16 protein-coding genes are annotated in these 14,742 nt (G+C 31.3%); 2 read left to right on the forward strand and 14 right to left on the reverse strand.

Going from position 1 to position 14,742, the window contains the following annotated elements:
• Positions 1-36: 36 nt before the first annotated feature.
• The 9 genes from PQ462_RS08340 to prmA all read right to left on the reverse strand — a co-directional run bounded on the left by PQ462_RS08340 (position 37) and on the right by prmA (position 6,886).
• A complete protein-coding gene (locus PQ462_RS08340) occupies positions 37-714 on the reverse strand; it encodes a YiiX family permuted papain-like enzyme (protein ID WP_274253085.1) in 678 nt (225 codons plus the stop codon).
• A gap of 102 nt (positions 715-816) precedes the next feature.
• Entirely contained in the window at positions 817-1,722 is a 906-nt protein-coding gene (locus PQ462_RS08345; RefSeq protein WP_073409173.1) for a hypothetical protein, read from the reverse strand.
• Positions 1,723-1,741: 19 nt separating this feature from the next.
• Positions 1,742-2,560 carry a 3-deoxy-8-phosphooctulonate synthase gene (gene kdsA, locus PQ462_RS08350; protein WP_044047846.1) on the reverse strand — a complete coding sequence of 273 codons (819 nt, stop codon included), beginning with the start codon at positions 2,558-2,560 and terminating at the stop codon, positions 1,742-1,744.
• A 238-nt stretch (positions 2,561-2,798) separates the two neighbouring features.
• Positions 2,799-3,125, reverse strand: coding sequence for a hypothetical protein (locus PQ462_RS08355; protein WP_274253086.1), 327 nt, complete (start codon positions 3,123-3,125; stop codon positions 2,799-2,801).
• A 38-nt stretch (positions 3,126-3,163) separates the two neighbouring features.
• A complete protein-coding gene (locus tag PQ462_RS08360; RefSeq protein WP_274253087.1) occupies positions 3,164-3,616 on the reverse strand; it encodes a 2-dehydro-3-deoxyphosphooctonate aldolase in 453 nt (150 codons plus the stop codon).
• 105 nt (positions 3,617-3,721) lie between these two features.
• Complete coding sequence (locus PQ462_RS08365) at positions 3,722-4,399, reverse strand: lysoplasmalogenase (protein ID WP_274253088.1); 678 nt, start codon at positions 4,397-4,399, stop codon at positions 3,722-3,724.
• The gene (locus tag PQ462_RS08370; RefSeq protein WP_274253089.1) at positions 4,399-5,679 is read right to left on the reverse strand and encodes a sterol desaturase family protein; all 1,281 of its coding nucleotides are present in this window, start codon (positions 5,677-5,679) and stop codon (positions 4,399-4,401) included. Before PQ462_RS08370 ends, PQ462_RS08365 begins: the two co-directional genes overlap by 1 nt.
• A 65-nt stretch (positions 5,680-5,744) precedes the next feature.
• The gene (locus PQ462_RS08375) at positions 5,745-6,020 is read right to left on the reverse strand and encodes an ATP-dependent Clp protease adaptor ClpS (RefSeq protein ID WP_012025489.1); all 276 of its coding nucleotides are present in this window, start codon (positions 6,018-6,020) and stop codon (positions 5,745-5,747) included.
• Positions 6,021-6,052: 32 nt separating this feature from the next.
• Complete coding sequence (gene prmA, locus PQ462_RS08380) at positions 6,053-6,886, reverse strand: 50S ribosomal protein L11 methyltransferase (protein WP_274253090.1); 834 nt, start codon at positions 6,884-6,886, stop codon at positions 6,053-6,055.
• A 115-nt stretch (positions 6,887-7,001) separates the two neighbouring features.
• On the opposite strand from prmA, the gene PQ462_RS08385 reads away from it, so the two are divergent.
• Both PQ462_RS08385 and PQ462_RS08390 read left to right on the forward strand, forming a co-directional pair.
• On the forward strand, positions 7,002-8,138 hold the full coding sequence (locus PQ462_RS08385) for a hypothetical protein (protein WP_274253091.1): 1,137 nt from the start codon (positions 7,002-7,004) through the stop codon (positions 8,136-8,138).
• Positions 8,098-10,434 carry a hypothetical protein gene (locus PQ462_RS08390; protein ID WP_274253092.1) on the forward strand — a complete coding sequence of 779 codons (2,337 nt, stop codon included), beginning with the start codon at positions 8,098-8,100 and terminating at the stop codon, positions 10,432-10,434. Before PQ462_RS08385 ends, PQ462_RS08390 begins: the two co-directional genes overlap by 41 nt.
• Before the next feature lie 160 nt (positions 10,435-10,594).
• Here the strand turns inward: PQ462_RS08390 and tpiA are convergent, their stop codons facing one another.
• From tpiA to PQ462_RS08415, 5 genes are all read right to left on the reverse strand, one after another.
• Positions 10,595-11,347 carry a triose-phosphate isomerase gene (gene tpiA / locus PQ462_RS08395; protein WP_274253093.1) on the reverse strand — a complete coding sequence of 251 codons (753 nt, stop codon included), beginning with the start codon at positions 11,345-11,347 and terminating at the stop codon, positions 10,595-10,597.
• 88 nt (positions 11,348-11,435) lie between these two features.
• Positions 11,436-11,930 carry a TlpA family protein disulfide reductase gene (locus PQ462_RS08400; protein WP_012025484.1) on the reverse strand — a complete coding sequence of 165 codons (495 nt, stop codon included), beginning with the start codon at positions 11,928-11,930 and terminating at the stop codon, positions 11,436-11,438.
• Positions 11,931-12,250: 320 nt separating this feature from the next.
• The gene (locus PQ462_RS08405; RefSeq protein WP_274253094.1) at positions 12,251-12,709 is read right to left on the reverse strand and encodes a hypothetical protein; all 459 of its coding nucleotides are present in this window, start codon (positions 12,707-12,709) and stop codon (positions 12,251-12,253) included.
• Between the two features lie 84 nt (positions 12,710-12,793).
• A complete protein-coding gene (locus PQ462_RS08410) occupies positions 12,794-13,462 on the reverse strand; it encodes an alpha/beta hydrolase (protein WP_274253095.1) in 669 nt (222 codons plus the stop codon).
• Positions 13,463-13,610: 148 nt separating this feature from the next.
• Positions 13,611-14,732 carry a BT_3928 family protein gene (locus PQ462_RS08415; protein ID WP_274253096.1) on the reverse strand — a complete coding sequence of 374 codons (1,122 nt, stop codon included), beginning with the start codon at positions 14,730-14,732 and terminating at the stop codon, positions 13,611-13,613.
• Positions 14,733-14,742: the final 10 nt, after the last annotated feature.

The following is a 14,742-nucleotide window of genomic DNA, read 5'->3' on the forward strand; positions in this document are numbered from 1 at the left end:
GCTAATCGGGTTTAGAATTAGCTTTTAACTTATTTCTTAATAATTGTCTATTACAGTTTTTAATAAATTTGAATCGGCTAGGTCGGAGGGAGCGACAACTTTTTCTTCAAGAGGAATATCATTGCCATAACGCTCTTTAAGAATTTTTTTGACTCTCGGGTCTTCTAAATTGAAATCTTTCAATTCTCTTAGTTTTGATAGTTCAATACCTGCCGCATTTTTATAAATTTTCCAAACCAATTCAGAACAATAAATTCTATTATCAGTCCATTCAAAATAAGCATCATACTCTTTTCCGTCAAACTGCTGGCCGTAATTTTCCATTTTTTGCAGTACTTCCGGAGTTAAAACGGTTTCAGCATTTTTTAATCTCTTTACGACATATTTATTGTTTTTACCGTGCTGGATCCATTCATCAAAAGGAGTAAGTTTTACAGGCTGCACAGCTTCAAAAACAAACCATTTCCCGTTGAGGTTAAAAATAATACCGCAATGCGAGAATTTAGAATTAGTAGCAATTCGAACGGCTTCGCATTGAGGAGACTGTGAAGTTTGAAAGATAATATCGCCGCTTTTAATTTTATCAGATTGAATATTTTCAGTTTTCTTTTTTGAAAATGGGTTGTTTGGGAAAACTTTCACTGCGACAAATAATGCCAAACCAAAGCTTAGCACAAATGTGATAATCAGGAAAATGTATTTTTGCTTTTTCATATTTCAAATAAATATTAAAGTACTTTGAGTTGCAAAGTAAATAATAAAAAAAATAGTTACCAAATTAATGATAACTATTTTTAATATATTTTCTAACTGAAATTAGATTCTAAAGATTCCTCCAACAGCAATAATTCGTTGAAAATAAGTAAAATGCTGAGAAGCTTTATCTTCATTACTTGTTGTAGTTTTAATATCCTGCATGTTGATATATCCTCCTTTTAATTCTCCCTGAACATAGAAATGTTTGAAAAAAGTAATATTTAGACCCGCTTTTGCAGAAACACCGTATCCGGAAACATGAAAATCATCATGACGTTCTTTACCTAAAAGAGTAGTATTTGTTTTTGGATATAAAATACCCGCTCCTAATCCTTCAGTTAAGTTGATCTGAACTTTATCAATATTTGGCAGCCCAAACCATTTAGAAACATCATCAAATCTGGCAACCTCAGTATTAATGTAGTTTAAACCATCTGTATGTTCGTACATTAAAAAAGCAGGACCGTTTGGATTAGTGACACCTTTGTCATAACCACCTTCTATGGCTCCATTTAAAGACATATCTACAGGTCTGTTATTGTATTCACCGTTGTAAATTGAGCCGGGATCATCTGCAGGTAAATTAATATTTCCATTAACATTTGCAATTTGATTCTGTGCCATTACATACTTCATGTGGTCAACACCAATTGTTACACTGTAATGATCACTAAAGAAATAACCAAGTCTTAAATTGGTTTGAGGAATAGTCATATTTGCAGGATTAATATAATCTACATGCCATCCTTTTGGTTTGTCATGAGCAGACATATTTTCAACTGTAAAGTTGTAATCCTTACCACGAAAGTTTACATCAGATTTTGAGTAACTTTCTCTGTTTCCGCCCCACATAACAAAGAATTTTCCTTTGTTGTGAGCAGCGTATTTTTGTACTGGAATTTCTTCCTGAGCAAATGTGTTTAAAGAAACACAAGCCAGTAAGAAAAATAAAATTTTTGTTTTCAAAGAACTTAAGTATTATAAATTAAAAGGCATTTACAGTTTTTCTAATAGCCACTAATTTGTTCATTAAACCTTCAAAATAGTCTAAATGAAGCATATTAGCACCATCACTTTTTGCATTTGCAGGGTCAAAGTGTGTTTCGATAAAAATACCGTCAACACCTACAGCGATACCCGCTTTTGCTACTGTTTCGATCATGTCAGGTCTTCCTCCTGTAACACCAGCAGTTTGGTTTGGCTGCTGTAAAGAGTGTGTAACATCTAAAACCGTAGACGCATATTGCTGCATAGTAGGAATTCCTCTAAAATCAACAATCATATCCTGGTATCCAAACATAGTACCTCTGTCTGTAACCATAACGTTTTCGTTATTACAGTCTAAAACCTTTTGTACAGCATGTTTCATACTTTCCGGACTCATAAATTGTCCTTTTTTAAGGTTTACTGTTTTTCCTGTATTAGCGGCAGCAACAACTAAATCTGTCTGACGAACTAAAAACGCAGGAATTTGTAAAACATCAACGTACTGTGCAGCCATATCGGCATCTTCATTTGTATGGATATCGGTAACAGTTGGAACGTGAAAAGTTTCTGAAACTTTTCTTAATATTTTTAAAGCTTTTTCATCTCCAATTCCAGAAAAACTATCGATTCTTGAACGGTTTGCTTTTTTAAAAGATCCTTTAAATACATAAGGGATTTGTAAGTTGTCGGTAATACCAACTAATTTTTCAGCAATTCTAAGAGCCATTTCTTCTCCTTCAATAGCGCAAGGCCCCGCCAATAAAAAGAAATTTCCGCTTTCAGTGTGCTTGATTTGTGGAATATGTTGTAAGTTCATAAAATTATTTTTTTGCAATGCAAAGGTAGTCATGATTTATGAATAGCAGATGAAGATTTAAGATTATTTTTAGAACACAATAGCTGATAGAGACCTTAACAGCAGTAACGAATTTCTAAAATTTCTTAATAATGATTAAATGCTTTTTCCGGTGCAATATTAAAGTTTGAAAAGAAACTAATAAATGATATTTATCATGTTCTGCAGTTTTGCAGTTTACTGCTTTTTCAAACTTAGATTATACTGTGTTTCTTTTTGCTCTCCATCTTTTAATTAAAAATTGAATTACAATAATTATAATCAGGATAAAAATAAAAAAGAAACAAGCGACAGCCATTCCTACAAGCGGCATACCGCATCTTACAGGATTCGGCTCATATTGTTTTGCAAGATTATAATCAGCAATATTAAAAGCAGCAAAAGAAAATATAATCTGAAGGAGGAAATTTATCCATGAAATAGGACTAAATTTTAAAGATGATGATTTATAGATTGAATAACTTCCTAATAGTAATTGTGATAAAACTGGAAAAATAATAAGCAGTAAAGGCAGTATGTTAAGCATTTTTATTTCAGATTAACTATAGTTTATTCCTGTAAATTTTACTCCTTTTTTAAAGTCAATCCCATCGGAACCATTAAAATTCCTTTTTCATAAATATTTAAATACAGCGTTACAGGTTTTTTCTGTCCTTCCCATGTTAATTCATATACATTTAAAAATCCGGCGCCCATATCGCTTCTTTTTGTTGGAAAAGGACAGCAGGTTTCTAAACGCTTATATGTGATTTTTTCTCCGTTTGGTCCGGCTAAAGCATTCAAAAAACGCACTTCGTTCGTTGCTTCGTCACGGGTGTTTTTAAAAAATATATTTACAGGATAATCAGGATTATAACCATACTTTTTGTCTTTGCTGAATAGCGAAATTACAAACGTATTGTTTTTATTTAAAACTAAATCAGGAGCATTATCGTCTACATTTTTTAAAGTCGATTTTGTGCTTATACAAGAAGCTGCAGTTATTAATAGAATAATGAAAAGAGCTGTTTTTTTCATGGTTGAGGTTTATTTTAGTCATGCAAATGTAAAAAAGGTTTTGCCACAGATTAAAAGATTAATAAGATTTTTAATCGTTAATCTAAATCTTTATCAAAAAGAGATTTATTCAGCCTTTTTTCCATTTAGTCTTAATATACCAATTACAATCAGATATTGTGCCACAAGATAGGTAAGCATAATAATAAATGAACTTTTTTTGAGCGGCATATAAAATTTATTGAGAGCCAAAATACTATCTGAAATTACAAAAAACAAAGCACCAAAAAACACCAGCTGATTGGCTGGTTTTTTCCAGATTAAAAGTCCGTTATAAGCAAACAAAAGCATTATTGAAATAACACTCGCATATACGATAACCGGAATTTTTAAATCGCCTAATGAAGGCAGTAAAACAGAAAGCATTCCAATTAAATAAACGGCAATAAGAATACTTCCAAATATAAAAATAATTGAATTTCGTTTGATTTTTTCTTTAGTCTGCCTGTTAAAAAGCACACAATACAGAATGTGGGAAATTAGAAAAGAAATTAATCCCAGAATAAAATATATTTCGGCAATATCTGAAAAAAGCAGAATTACATCGCCAATCCAGGAAAAGAGTAATGCGGTTAAAAGTAAATTTTGAGTTGGAAATCTTTTAGAAAAGTACACGCCTAAAATTAACAGCGGAATTAAAGCAGGTTTTAGGTAACAGTCTAAACTTTCATATCCCAGATATAAAATAAGCAGATAAATAAAGCAGTATGCAGTATAAATTTTAAAAAATAGAATATTTTTCATTATGCGGTTTGTGAATTTATGGTTTGGTTTTGGTTAGTTTTAAAATCGACAGTTACAAAGTAAATCGTTATTAAAAAAGATACACTTAAATAACCTAAAATTATATAATTACTTAAAGAGAAAACGGTGTTGAGACCAAACCAATCGCCGTAAAATAAAATTACAGCTGTTGCCAGAGACAATCTAAAACCTTCCCAGACAATAGCAAATCTGCTTTTATCCATTAGTTCAGAGCTGCTGTAAATGGTTATAAAAATAAAGAACCCGTAAACAAAAATATTTGGCAGGCCAATTTTGGCAATATTCTCAAATAAATAACTCACAAACAAAAGTGTGATTAAAATTTGAGCAACCGACCAATAAATAAGTTTTTTGGAATTCTGTGTTCCGTATTTTTCAAAATCAAATACATTTTCGATTTTGTTAACCGGATATTTTTCTTCGAAATTCTCAGGACGCCAGCCTGTTGGTTTAAACCAAATGGTTAGTTTATCTTTCCAGCTTTCGGCTCGCCAGGCGTCTTTTATTAATAAAGTTAAATGCTGAAAATTTATTTTTATCGGATTCCATGTATTGGCAGGTCTTGTAATTCCAAAAACTGGAGGAACATGGTCTAATTCTTCCTGAAAAGTTCCAAAAAGTTTATCCCAGAAAATAAATATCTGCGAATGGTTTTTATCTAAATATTCAGGATTTATGGCATGATGAACCCGATGATGCGAAGGCGTTACGAGAATTTTTTCTACAAATCCCATTTTTTTAATGTGTTTGGTATGATACCAAAACTGTAAAAATAAATGGAGCGGAAGTGTTATGGCAATTACAGAAGCCGGAACTCCTAATAATGCTGCCGGAATAAGCAGAAAAGTAAATAAATTAACCAGACTCGCTACAGGCTGGCGCAGCGCACAGGCAAGATTAAACTCTTCACTGCTGTGGTGAATGGCGTGTTTATTCCAAAAAAAGTTAATTTGATGTGCCAGTCGATGACTCCAATATCCGTAGAAATCAATAACAAAAAAGGCAATGACGTAAGATAGAACTGTGGCTTCCTGATGGAAAAATGCAATTTTAGAAACCATCCACTCATAAGAAAGAAAAGTAATGCTGAGTCCTAAAACATCTTTTACAGAATTGGTAATTCCGGAACTAATACTGGAAACGCTGTCAATTAATGGAGCAGTATCGTTCTTTTTGTAAATGCCGTAAAGTTTTTCAATTACAATTAGAACTAAAAAAACAGGCATTGCAATAATTAATATTTTACCATATTCTTCCATAAAAAAACATTCTATTTTATTTCAAATATAAAATAAAATAGAATGTTTTTTAAATTATTGGTAAATTAAACAATTTCAGCACTTAGTCCAGCTTCCAAAAGTTGTGTACATTGAGGTTTAAGTTTTTCTATTGGTCCTGTTTTTACAGTGCATTTTCCGTTGTAATGTACAATTAAGGAACATTGTTCGGCTTGTTCTGCCGTATGGTCACAAACGCGCATTAAAGTATCAATAACGTGGTCAAATGTATTTACATCATCGTTATACATAATGATTTCATTATTGAACACAGCCGCTTCTTTCTCGCGGACTTTTTCTCTTACTTTCTCTTTAGTACTCATCTTATCTAGTTTTTGTACTTTGTAATTACTATCTAATTTACGTATTTTAATGAAACCCAGTTGTTTCTTTGTAACTTTTTAACATACGTCAAACTTTTTTCTGTGCATGAAGCATCGATAAACGGAATGTCTTCTTCATAAAAACCACTGAATAAAATAATTCCTTTTGGATTTAAACTATCAACATAAGCCTGCATATCATTCAACAAAATGTTTCGGTTGATATTGGCAATAATTAAATCGTATTTTTTTCCTGCCAATAAAGCTGCATCGCCCTCATAAACGGAAATGTGTTTGCAATTATTGCGTTCGGCATTTTCAATAGAATTTAAATAACACCAATTGTCAATATCAATGGCATCGATTGGTTCAGCGCCTTTCATTTCGGCTAAAATGGCTAAAATTGCAGTTCCGCAACCCATGTCAAGCGTTTTTAAACCTTTAACATCCATTTCCAGTAAATGCTGAATCATCATGTGAGTGGTTTCGTGATGTCCAGTTCCAAAACTCATTTTTGGTTCAATCACAATATCAAATTCTGCATTTGTTTTTTCATGAAAAGGAGCGCGAACATGGCATTTCCCATCAACGTCAATTGGCTCGAAATTCTTTTCCCATTCCTCGTTCCAGTTTACCTGATCGATTTCTTCAATTGTATATTCAATTTTAAACTCCTCAGATTGTAGAATATAAATATCATCCAGGATATTCTCATCCCATAAATCCTTTTTCACAAAAGCCGAAATTCCGTTTTCAGTTTCTGTAAAACTTTCAAACGCTTTTTCGCCCAATTCAGCCACTAAAATTTCAGAACCCAATTCTTTTGGCTCAATTGTAAAATGATATCCTAAATATATATTCGACATAAATAAAAATTTTTGCAAAGGTAAGAATACAAAGCAAAAGTTGTTCATAAATAAATCATATTGTTATAAATTTTAATACTAATTTTGAATTATATTTTGTAAGTTTTTTATTATCATGAAAAATGTTTTTTTTGTTCTGCTTTTTGTCGTTTTGAGCTCGGGAAACCGTGAAAATGGCCACAAAGTAATTCGTTCCTTTTGTTACTGGAAAACCAATCTTTACTTTCAGGAAGAAGACGATTCTCTGGTGAATAAACTAGATGTAAAACACATGTATGTTCGTTTTTTTGATGTTGATTATAATCCGTACTCAAAAGAACCGCTGCCTGTTGCCACTATTTGGGATATTTCGTTTAATAAAAGCAACCCCGAAATCACACCGAGTATTTTTATAACGAATGAAGTTGTTTTAAAATCAGATACGAAACAGTTAGACAGTCTCGCAGTCAGGATGGCCAAACGAATCGAACAGATTGGTAAAAAAATGAATGACACAAAAGCTGATGTCATAGCTTCAAATATTGTGTACCCAAAAGATTATTATAAACAAAAAGACTATAAACCTTTAAATTATGATTCAGTAAGATCTGCAGAATCTGCCAAATTAAAAGTGGCATTTAAAGAAATTCTAATAGACTGCGACTGGACCGAAAAATCTCAGAAGAATTATTTTTATTTATTAAAACAAATTAAAAACCAGCTGCCATCTTCAAAAATAGCTGCAACCATAAGACTGTGGCAGTATAAATATGCTTCAAAAGCCGGAATTCCGCCAGTAGATAAAGGTTTGCTGATGTGTTATAATATTACAAAACCAGACGATTTACAGACTAAAAATTCTATTGCAACAAGCGAAGAATTAGCACAATACATAACACATAGCGATTATAAACTCAAACTAGACATTGCACTGCCATTATACAGCTGGGCGGTTGCCTTTAGAGGAAATCAATTTAAAGGGATTTTGTCTGATTATGACCAGTTGATTAAGGATACGATTAAAGTAAAGAAAACTTCTGATTCCAAATATGTTTTGAAGGATGATGTATTAGTCGGGCAGACGTATCTTAGAAATGGTGATGAAATTAGAATTGAGAAAATTTCAGACAGCGAACTTGACAAGATGATTTCAATTATTAAAAACAAAATCCAGATTGATAATCAGACAAAAGTGACTTTTTTCTCTTTTGATAAAGAATACATAAACGATTATGGAACCGAAAATATCTCCAATTATTATGCGCGCTTTTAGCAGTTTACTTTTAGTTTTAAGCGTTCAGTTTTCATTTGCCTGCGGATGGAGTGTTTCTCCCGAAACCAGCCGTTTGGCTTTGTTTAAAGCACAGCGAGAAGGTTTCTTTAAACTTACGCCATTTTACTACTCAGCAGATTATTATTACTCAACCAATACTGTTTCGGGTGTCGATCAGGAAAAGAATTGTTTAGAGTGGAAGAAAAAATTGGGTAATAATATAAATGCAAATGATGTTCATGTTATTTTATATGAAACAGATTCTGAACAGTTTCAAACCGCTTTTGAAAATAAAACATTGAAAACTGTATTTGCAAAAAACACATTTGTTGACGCTTTGCTGTTATCTAAAAACAAAGCTTTTTTAAATTATATTTTACTGGCCAAAAAACTGGAATATAATAATGTTCAGGACACGAAATGGGAATCCTGGGGGCAAATTAGAAGTAATTATAATAACAATGAACTGAAAGATAATTTTGATTTTGAGAAGAAAATAAAAAGTTCAAAAGATACCTTTTTAAAACAGCGTTATGCTTTTTTAGCACTGCGTTATTATTTTTATGCGCAGCAAGATCAAGATGTTATTCAATTGTATAATACCTATTTTGCTTCTGAATCAAATACAATCCTGAAACCTTGGGCATTGTATTATAATGCTTTATGTATTGATAATCTGCCTTTACAAAATTATTTACTTAGTAAAGTTTTTAATTCCTGCGAAGAAAAATCCTTTGCAGTGTTACAGCATTACAATTGGAAATTGACCAACGAAACTTTGGCATTAGCTCAAAATGATGAAGAGCGAAGTGTTATTCTCGCTATTGAAAGTCTTAGAAATCCAGCTCCGGATTTAAAATCTATTAAAGAAATTTATGAATTAAGTCCAAACAGTTTGTTTTTGAGTTTTTTAATTGGAAGAGAAGTTAACAAACTCGAAGATTGGATTTTTACGCCTCAGTATACTAATGACGGGACTCCTTCAGTAACTTTTAGTTCTACAGATTGGTATGAAAATTATGCTAAAGCGAAAGAAGAAAATTTTAATAAAGATATTTTATACTTAAGAGAATTAGAATATTTTCTGATTTCTATTCGCGAACAAACTTCGGGCGAGCAGAAAGATTATATCACTGCAGCAATAGCCCAGTTATGTTTTATTGATGATCAGGTCGACGAAGGAAAAAAATATACCAACATGATTTCAAATAAGGCCAATGCATCGATACAAATGCAGAAAAATATTCAGCTGGCTTTGGTTTCATTAAAACAAGATGATTTAAAGAACGAAAAAGTTCAAAATCAGCTTTATACTTATTTTAATTCAGTCGAAAATCTGGTAGAAACGGATCACGGATTATTTAAAAATTTATATAGTTTGTACCGAATTGCAAGCAGTGATTTTTATAAAAAAGGAGATGTAGTAACAGCTGGTTTGCTTTCGATGAAATCGGATATTAAAAATGAAGGAGAATATTCTGTTTATAATAATCCGTACTTTTTTAGTTATATAGGCTATTTTGACCGAAATGCATCGGTAAAAGACATTGATCTTTTAATGGCTTTGCAAGAGAAAACAAATAAAACGCCTTTTGAAAAATATATCTGTTCTGGAACAATTGCTCCAAATAGTAATTATTACAAAGATTTAAAAGGAACAATTGCTTTTAGAAACAATAACCTGGAATTGGCTTACGAAACTTTTTCAAGCATGCCTCAGGATTTTTGGGAAAAGAACTATGAGTATAAAGCCTATTTAAACGAAAATCCATTTACACCTAAAATTCTGCAAAAACAGGAAGAACGCAAATTCGATTATCGTTTCAATAAAGCCGATTTTATTGCTAAATTAATTCAGCTGAAAAAACAAAATACAGCAAGCAGTAATCTGCAATTAGCTCATGCGTATTTTAATGTTTCGTATTTAGGAAATTCATGGATGATGACATCTTATGATTGGAGTTCCGGCGCATCATATACAGATTATGTTTACGGAGATAATACAGAGAACGAAAAGAAATACCAAAACAGTAATTATTATAATCTGAAAATGGCTAAAATGTATTATGAGAAAGCTTTAAAGATGTCTAAAAACAGCAACGAAAAAGCAATGGCTAGTTTAATGATTTTTGAATGTAATTATTACAATCATTATGCAGAGTTGGTTACAGAGGAAGAAGAAGCCAAAAATCCTTTTAAAGCAGGGAAGGAGCTGGTTAATTTTTATTCGATTTACAAAACAACGCCAACGTTTAAAAAGTACAATTGTCCGTTACTATCATCATTTATAAATTAGTAAAGTTGTAAATGCTTCAAATTATATAGAAATAAAAAAGCGATACTATTATATAGTATCGCTTTTGTTTTAAGCCACAGATTAAAAGATTAAAGAGGATTTATTCAAAACTTACAATAAAATCTGTGGAAATCATTTTAATCTGTGGCAAAATAATTTTTTAGATAGCAGTAACGATAGCCAAGAAATCATCAGCTTTTAAAGCAGCGCCTCCAATTAAACCACCATCTACATCTGGTTTAGAGAAGATTTCTTTAGCATTTTCTGGTTTTACAGAACCACCGTATAAAATAGAAACTTCATCTGCGATTTCAGCTCCAAAAGCTTTGCGGATCGTTTCTCTGATAAATTCGTGCATTTCCTGAGCTTGTTCTGGTGAAGCAGTTTCCCCAGTTCCGATAGCCCAAACTGGCTCATAAGCTAAAACAATTTTTGACCAAGATTCTTTTGCGATATGGAAAACTCCGTCACGTAATTGGTTTTCAACAATATTGAAGTGATTTTCAGACTGACGGTCTTTTAATTCTTCTCCAAAACAGAAGATTACTGTCATATCATGTTTTAAAGCAGTATCAACTTTGTTTGCGATTAAAGCATCAGTTTCGTGGAAAATAGCTCTACGCTCAGAGTGACCTAATATTACAGTATTAACACCAATGCTTGTTAACATATCTGCAGAAATTTCTCCTGTAAAAGCACCACCTTCAGCTTGGTGAACGTTTTGAGCAGAAACTCCAATAGTTGTATTTTTTAATTTAGCAGCAGCAGCTTGTAAGTTTACAAAAGTTGGCGCTACAATAACTTGTGCATTTGTTTTTGCTGGAATTTTTGCAATTAATTCGTTTAATAATTCTTCAGTCTGCGCTGCATTTTTATGCATTTTCCAGTTTCCTGCAACAATCGATTTTCTCATTTTGGTAGTTTTTGTTATTCTTTTAATTTTTTTGTTTGAATGAAGTAGATTAAATAACAGCAATTTTAAAATTGCTGTTATTTTAAAATTATTTTAAGCTTTTAAGCGTTTCATTAATTTTGTCGAAATCAGTTTCGATAGCACGATATAAAACTATTTTTCCGGTTTTGTCAATAACAATATACCTTGGAATCCAGTCTAAGTCAATTGCTTTTCCAAAAACACCTTTCATACCGTCGTTCATCATAAAATGATCGCCTTTTAATTCGTGTTTTTCTATTCCAGCTTTCCATTTATCAGCTGTTTTATCAGCAGAAAGAAATAAATAAGAAACATCAGGATTGTTAGCTTGTAACTCTTTTAATTTTGGCATTGCTTTTACACAGTCGCCGCACCAGGAAGCCCAAACTTCGATAACTAAAGTTTTTCCTTTGTATTTTTTTAAAATGTTTTTAAAAGTAACCTGACCTCCGTCAAGGGTTAATAATTTTTCTGATAAAGCCTCTTTAGAAAAACTTGTTTTCTGAGCCTGAGAGCAAGAAAAGGTTATAAATGCAATAAAGATTAAAGCTATTTGTTTCATAGAATTAGTGATTTTCAACAAAGTTAAACAAACAAATTGAAAGCCAAATGCAGATTAACAAAATTTGAAGACTCGTTTGTTTTGTAACAAAACAGCCGTTTTAGGTTAGAAAAACCAGAATGAAATCGTAATAGTTGGGTGTAAAAATCAGTATTTTTTTAAAATGCTTTTTTTGAAAAGACCGAAACTTTGAATTTTTTATTTTTAAAAGAAAAAATTAAAGTAAAAAAACGTCTGATTATTGAATTTTCAGGTAAATAAAAATCAAAAAAAAGAGCTTAAAATTTTTAAGCTCTTTTCCGTTTATAAGATATCTAAAATTAAATTTTAGTACTGATTAAAATTTTATAAATACCAGTTGTTTTGTCTAATTGAAATTCAGCATTCTTAATTTCGAATGAATTAATTCTGCTAAAACTGCAGCCTTTTTCACTTACTCTTTCAGCAGAAGCATGCAGTTCAAAAACACTTTTTCCCTGAATTGCTATAGAATAATTAAAGACTCCGGACTGCCATCCTATAGAATTAATTACAAGACGATTTAAATCTTCATTTTTTATGTAAGCGTATTGTATCACTTTATTTGCATCTAAATCTGTTACAGTAACGGCTTGTTTTGAATCAAAAGTTCCGTTAGTGTAAAGGTTCTCCCCAGAATCTTTGTCTACAAATTCAAAAGAAAAATAAGGAGGCGGAGTAGTGCAGTTATTAGATTCACTTGTACAGCCTAAAGTTGTAATAAGTAATAAAATAAATGAAAATTTGATTAATCTTTTCATAGGTTTGGTTTTGTTTTTGGTTCACCCAAATGTAAGATTATTTCTCTTGTATCAAAATTAAGATTTCACTACCGGAAACTATTTTTAATTCAGTTGATAATTTCCATTTGCCCATTTTTTGCAAGGTACAATCCATTCGTCTAACGCTTTATATAAAAAGCCATGTTTTAAATTGGTATTTAATTCTATTTCTTTAAAATGGTTTACTTTAAGCTTTGAAGTTTCTTTTCTTCTAACCGCCGAAACCCCATAAATATCTGATTTTTCATAAATTGTTAAAATATTGCCGCAAAAATTAATATCAGGAATTTCTTCAATGTCAACATCTCTAAAACAGCCTATAAAAACAAAATTAACGTCAGGATTTGCTAAATAAGTCGAAACAAATTGTGCAATATAACCGCCCTTTGAAGTTCCAATAACGGTTATTTTGTTAGGAGAAACTCCTTTTTTTAATAAGTTTTTAATTTGTTTTACAATTTTTTCGGCATAATCAGCAGCATTGGTGTTTTTCTTTCTCTTTTCACTAAAAACTATAAAGTTATCTTTTCTAAATGATGCTAATATTTCATTGTATTCTGCTTTTCCATATTCAGGATGTGCTGTGTTTAAATCATTTTCTTCAATAAATTTATTATGAAGAAAAAAGATATATCGCTGATCTTTATTGGGTGTTTTTTCCTGACTAAAAGCGGTAAAAGTATAAAGAGCAGTAAATAAAATGGTTAAAAGTAATTTTTGAGTTTGTTTCATAATAGGTTTTGTTTTTGAGATGGCTTTCAAATGTAGGAAAGTTTTTAATTTAATATTGCTATAAATTGTAATTCAATGAAAATCTGAAGCAAAAAAAAACGCCAATAATTTTTTAAAAATTATTGGCGTTAAATATTTTTTATGCTATTTAAAGACTATACGCAACATCTGATAGTTTTAAATCATCAACATCGTTGTAATGTAGTTTTTGAACAACAGTTCCTTTTTGTATTACAACAATACTAGGATTTGCTCTTTCGATTGTTTTTAAAGTTGTGGCATCGCAGAAATAGAAATCAACATCTAAATTATATTCTTTTTTTGCTTTTGCGATTTCATCAGCTCCAGATGCAGTCATAGCAATAACTTTGTAACCTTTAGCTTTTGCATCTGCAGTAACTTTAGCCAGTTTTTTCATTCCGGCTGGGTCAGATTTAGTTAAATCATACGTTACAAAAACTAATAATTTTGGTTCTTTTAATAATTCATCTTTATAATCAGAATCATCTTTTGTCATTGTAAAATCATGAATTGGCGGTACATAACCTTCAGAAATAACTTTGTCTTTTCTATCTACAAACGTTGCGCCTTCTGGAATATTCATTAAATCTTTTTCGGTAAACTCTTTGTCAACTCCGTTTACTTTGTAAATGAAAATCATTTCAACAACTGACTTTGGTGCACCTTCAGGAATTTCCATTCCTTTTTCAATATTATTTCCAACTTTATACGGACGGAAATCTTTTATAGGATTATGATTTATAACCCAATATGCCATTAATGCTGATAAAATTACACTAAGATAAACTGCAAAATTCGTTTTTGAAGTTGAAAATAAAGGTTTTATTAGTTTTTGATTGAAGAATAAAATCAAAATGAAGAATAGTAAAACTACATCTTTTGTAAATGACTCCCAAGGTGTTAAATGTAAGGCATCACCAAAACAGCCGCAATCTTTTACCACATCAAAATAAGCAGAATAGAAGGTAAGGAAGGTAAAGAAAACAATTAAAAGCAATAGAGCCCAAATTGTTTGTGTGGCTTTATAGCCTACTAATAACATTACTCCTAAAACTACTTCTAATATTACCAGAACAATAGCCATACTTAGTGTAAACGGCTCTAAAAAAGGCATATTGAAAACAGGTTCACTAAAATACTCTGTGAGCTTATAAGAGAAACCTACCGGATCGTTTAATTTAATTAATCCGGAAATTATAAATAATACACCGACAAATAATCGGGAGAATTGGGTAATGATGTTTTTCATAAGTAATATT

Origin of the sequence: Flavobacterium sp. KACC 22758, assembly GCF_028736135.1 — a bacterium.
In the GTDB taxonomy this organism is placed as follows: Bacteria; Bacteroidota; Bacteroidia; order Flavobacteriales; family Flavobacteriaceae; genus Flavobacterium; species Flavobacterium johnsoniae.

What these genes read in the sequence shown, in the direction of transcription:
- PQ462_RS08340 (WP_274253085.1), bottom strand. Translation starts at nt 714, where the DNA reads ATGAAAAAGCAAAAATACATTTTCCTGATTATCACATTTGTGCTAAGC.
- kdsA (WP_044047846.1), bottom strand. Translation starts at nt 2,560, where the DNA reads ATGAACTTACAACATATTCCACAAATCAAGCACACTGAAAGCGGAAAT.
- PQ462_RS08355 (WP_274253086.1), bottom strand. Translation starts at nt 3,125, where the DNA reads ATGCTTAACATACTGCCTTTACTGCTTATTATTTTTCCAGTTTTATCA.
- PQ462_RS08360 (WP_274253087.1), bottom strand. Translation starts at nt 3,616, where the DNA reads ATGAAAAAAACAGCTCTTTTCATTATTCTATTAATAACTGCAGCTTCT.
- PQ462_RS08365 (WP_274253088.1), bottom strand. Translation starts at nt 4,399, where the DNA reads ATGAAAAATATTCTATTTTTTAAAATTTATACTGCATACTGCTTTATT.
- PQ462_RS08370 (WP_274253089.1), bottom strand. Translation starts at nt 5,679, where the DNA reads ATGGAAGAATATGGTAAAATATTAATTATTGCAATGCCTGTTTTTTTA.
- PQ462_RS08375 (WP_012025489.1), bottom strand. Translation starts at nt 6,020, where the DNA reads ATGAGTACTAAAGAGAAAGTAAGAGAAAAAGTCCGCGAGAAAGAAGCG.
- prmA (WP_274253090.1), bottom strand. Translation starts at nt 6,886, where the DNA reads ATGTCGAATATATATTTAGGATATCATTTTACAATTGAGCCAAAAGAA.
- PQ462_RS08385 (WP_274253091.1), top strand. Translation starts at nt 7,002, where the DNA reads ATGAAAAATGTTTTTTTTGTTCTGCTTTTTGTCGTTTTGAGCTCGGGA.
- PQ462_RS08390 (WP_274253092.1), top strand. Translation starts at nt 8,098, where the DNA reads ATGGAACCGAAAATATCTCCAATTATTATGCGCGCTTTTAGCAGTTTA.
- tpiA (WP_274253093.1), bottom strand. Translation starts at nt 11,347, where the DNA reads ATGAGAAAATCGATTGTTGCAGGAAACTGGAAAATGCATAAAAATGCA.
- PQ462_RS08400 (WP_012025484.1), bottom strand. Translation starts at nt 11,930, where the DNA reads ATGAAACAAATAGCTTTAATCTTTATTGCATTTATAACCTTTTCTTGC.
- PQ462_RS08405 (WP_274253094.1), bottom strand. Translation starts at nt 12,709, where the DNA reads ATGAAAAGATTAATCAAATTTTCATTTATTTTATTACTTATTACAACT.
- PQ462_RS08410 (WP_274253095.1), bottom strand. Translation starts at nt 13,462, where the DNA reads ATGAAACAAACTCAAAAATTACTTTTAACCATTTTATTTACTGCTCTT.
- PQ462_RS08415 (WP_274253096.1), bottom strand. Translation starts at nt 14,732, where the DNA reads ATGAAAAACATCATTACCCAATTCTCCCGATTATTTGTCGGTGTATTA.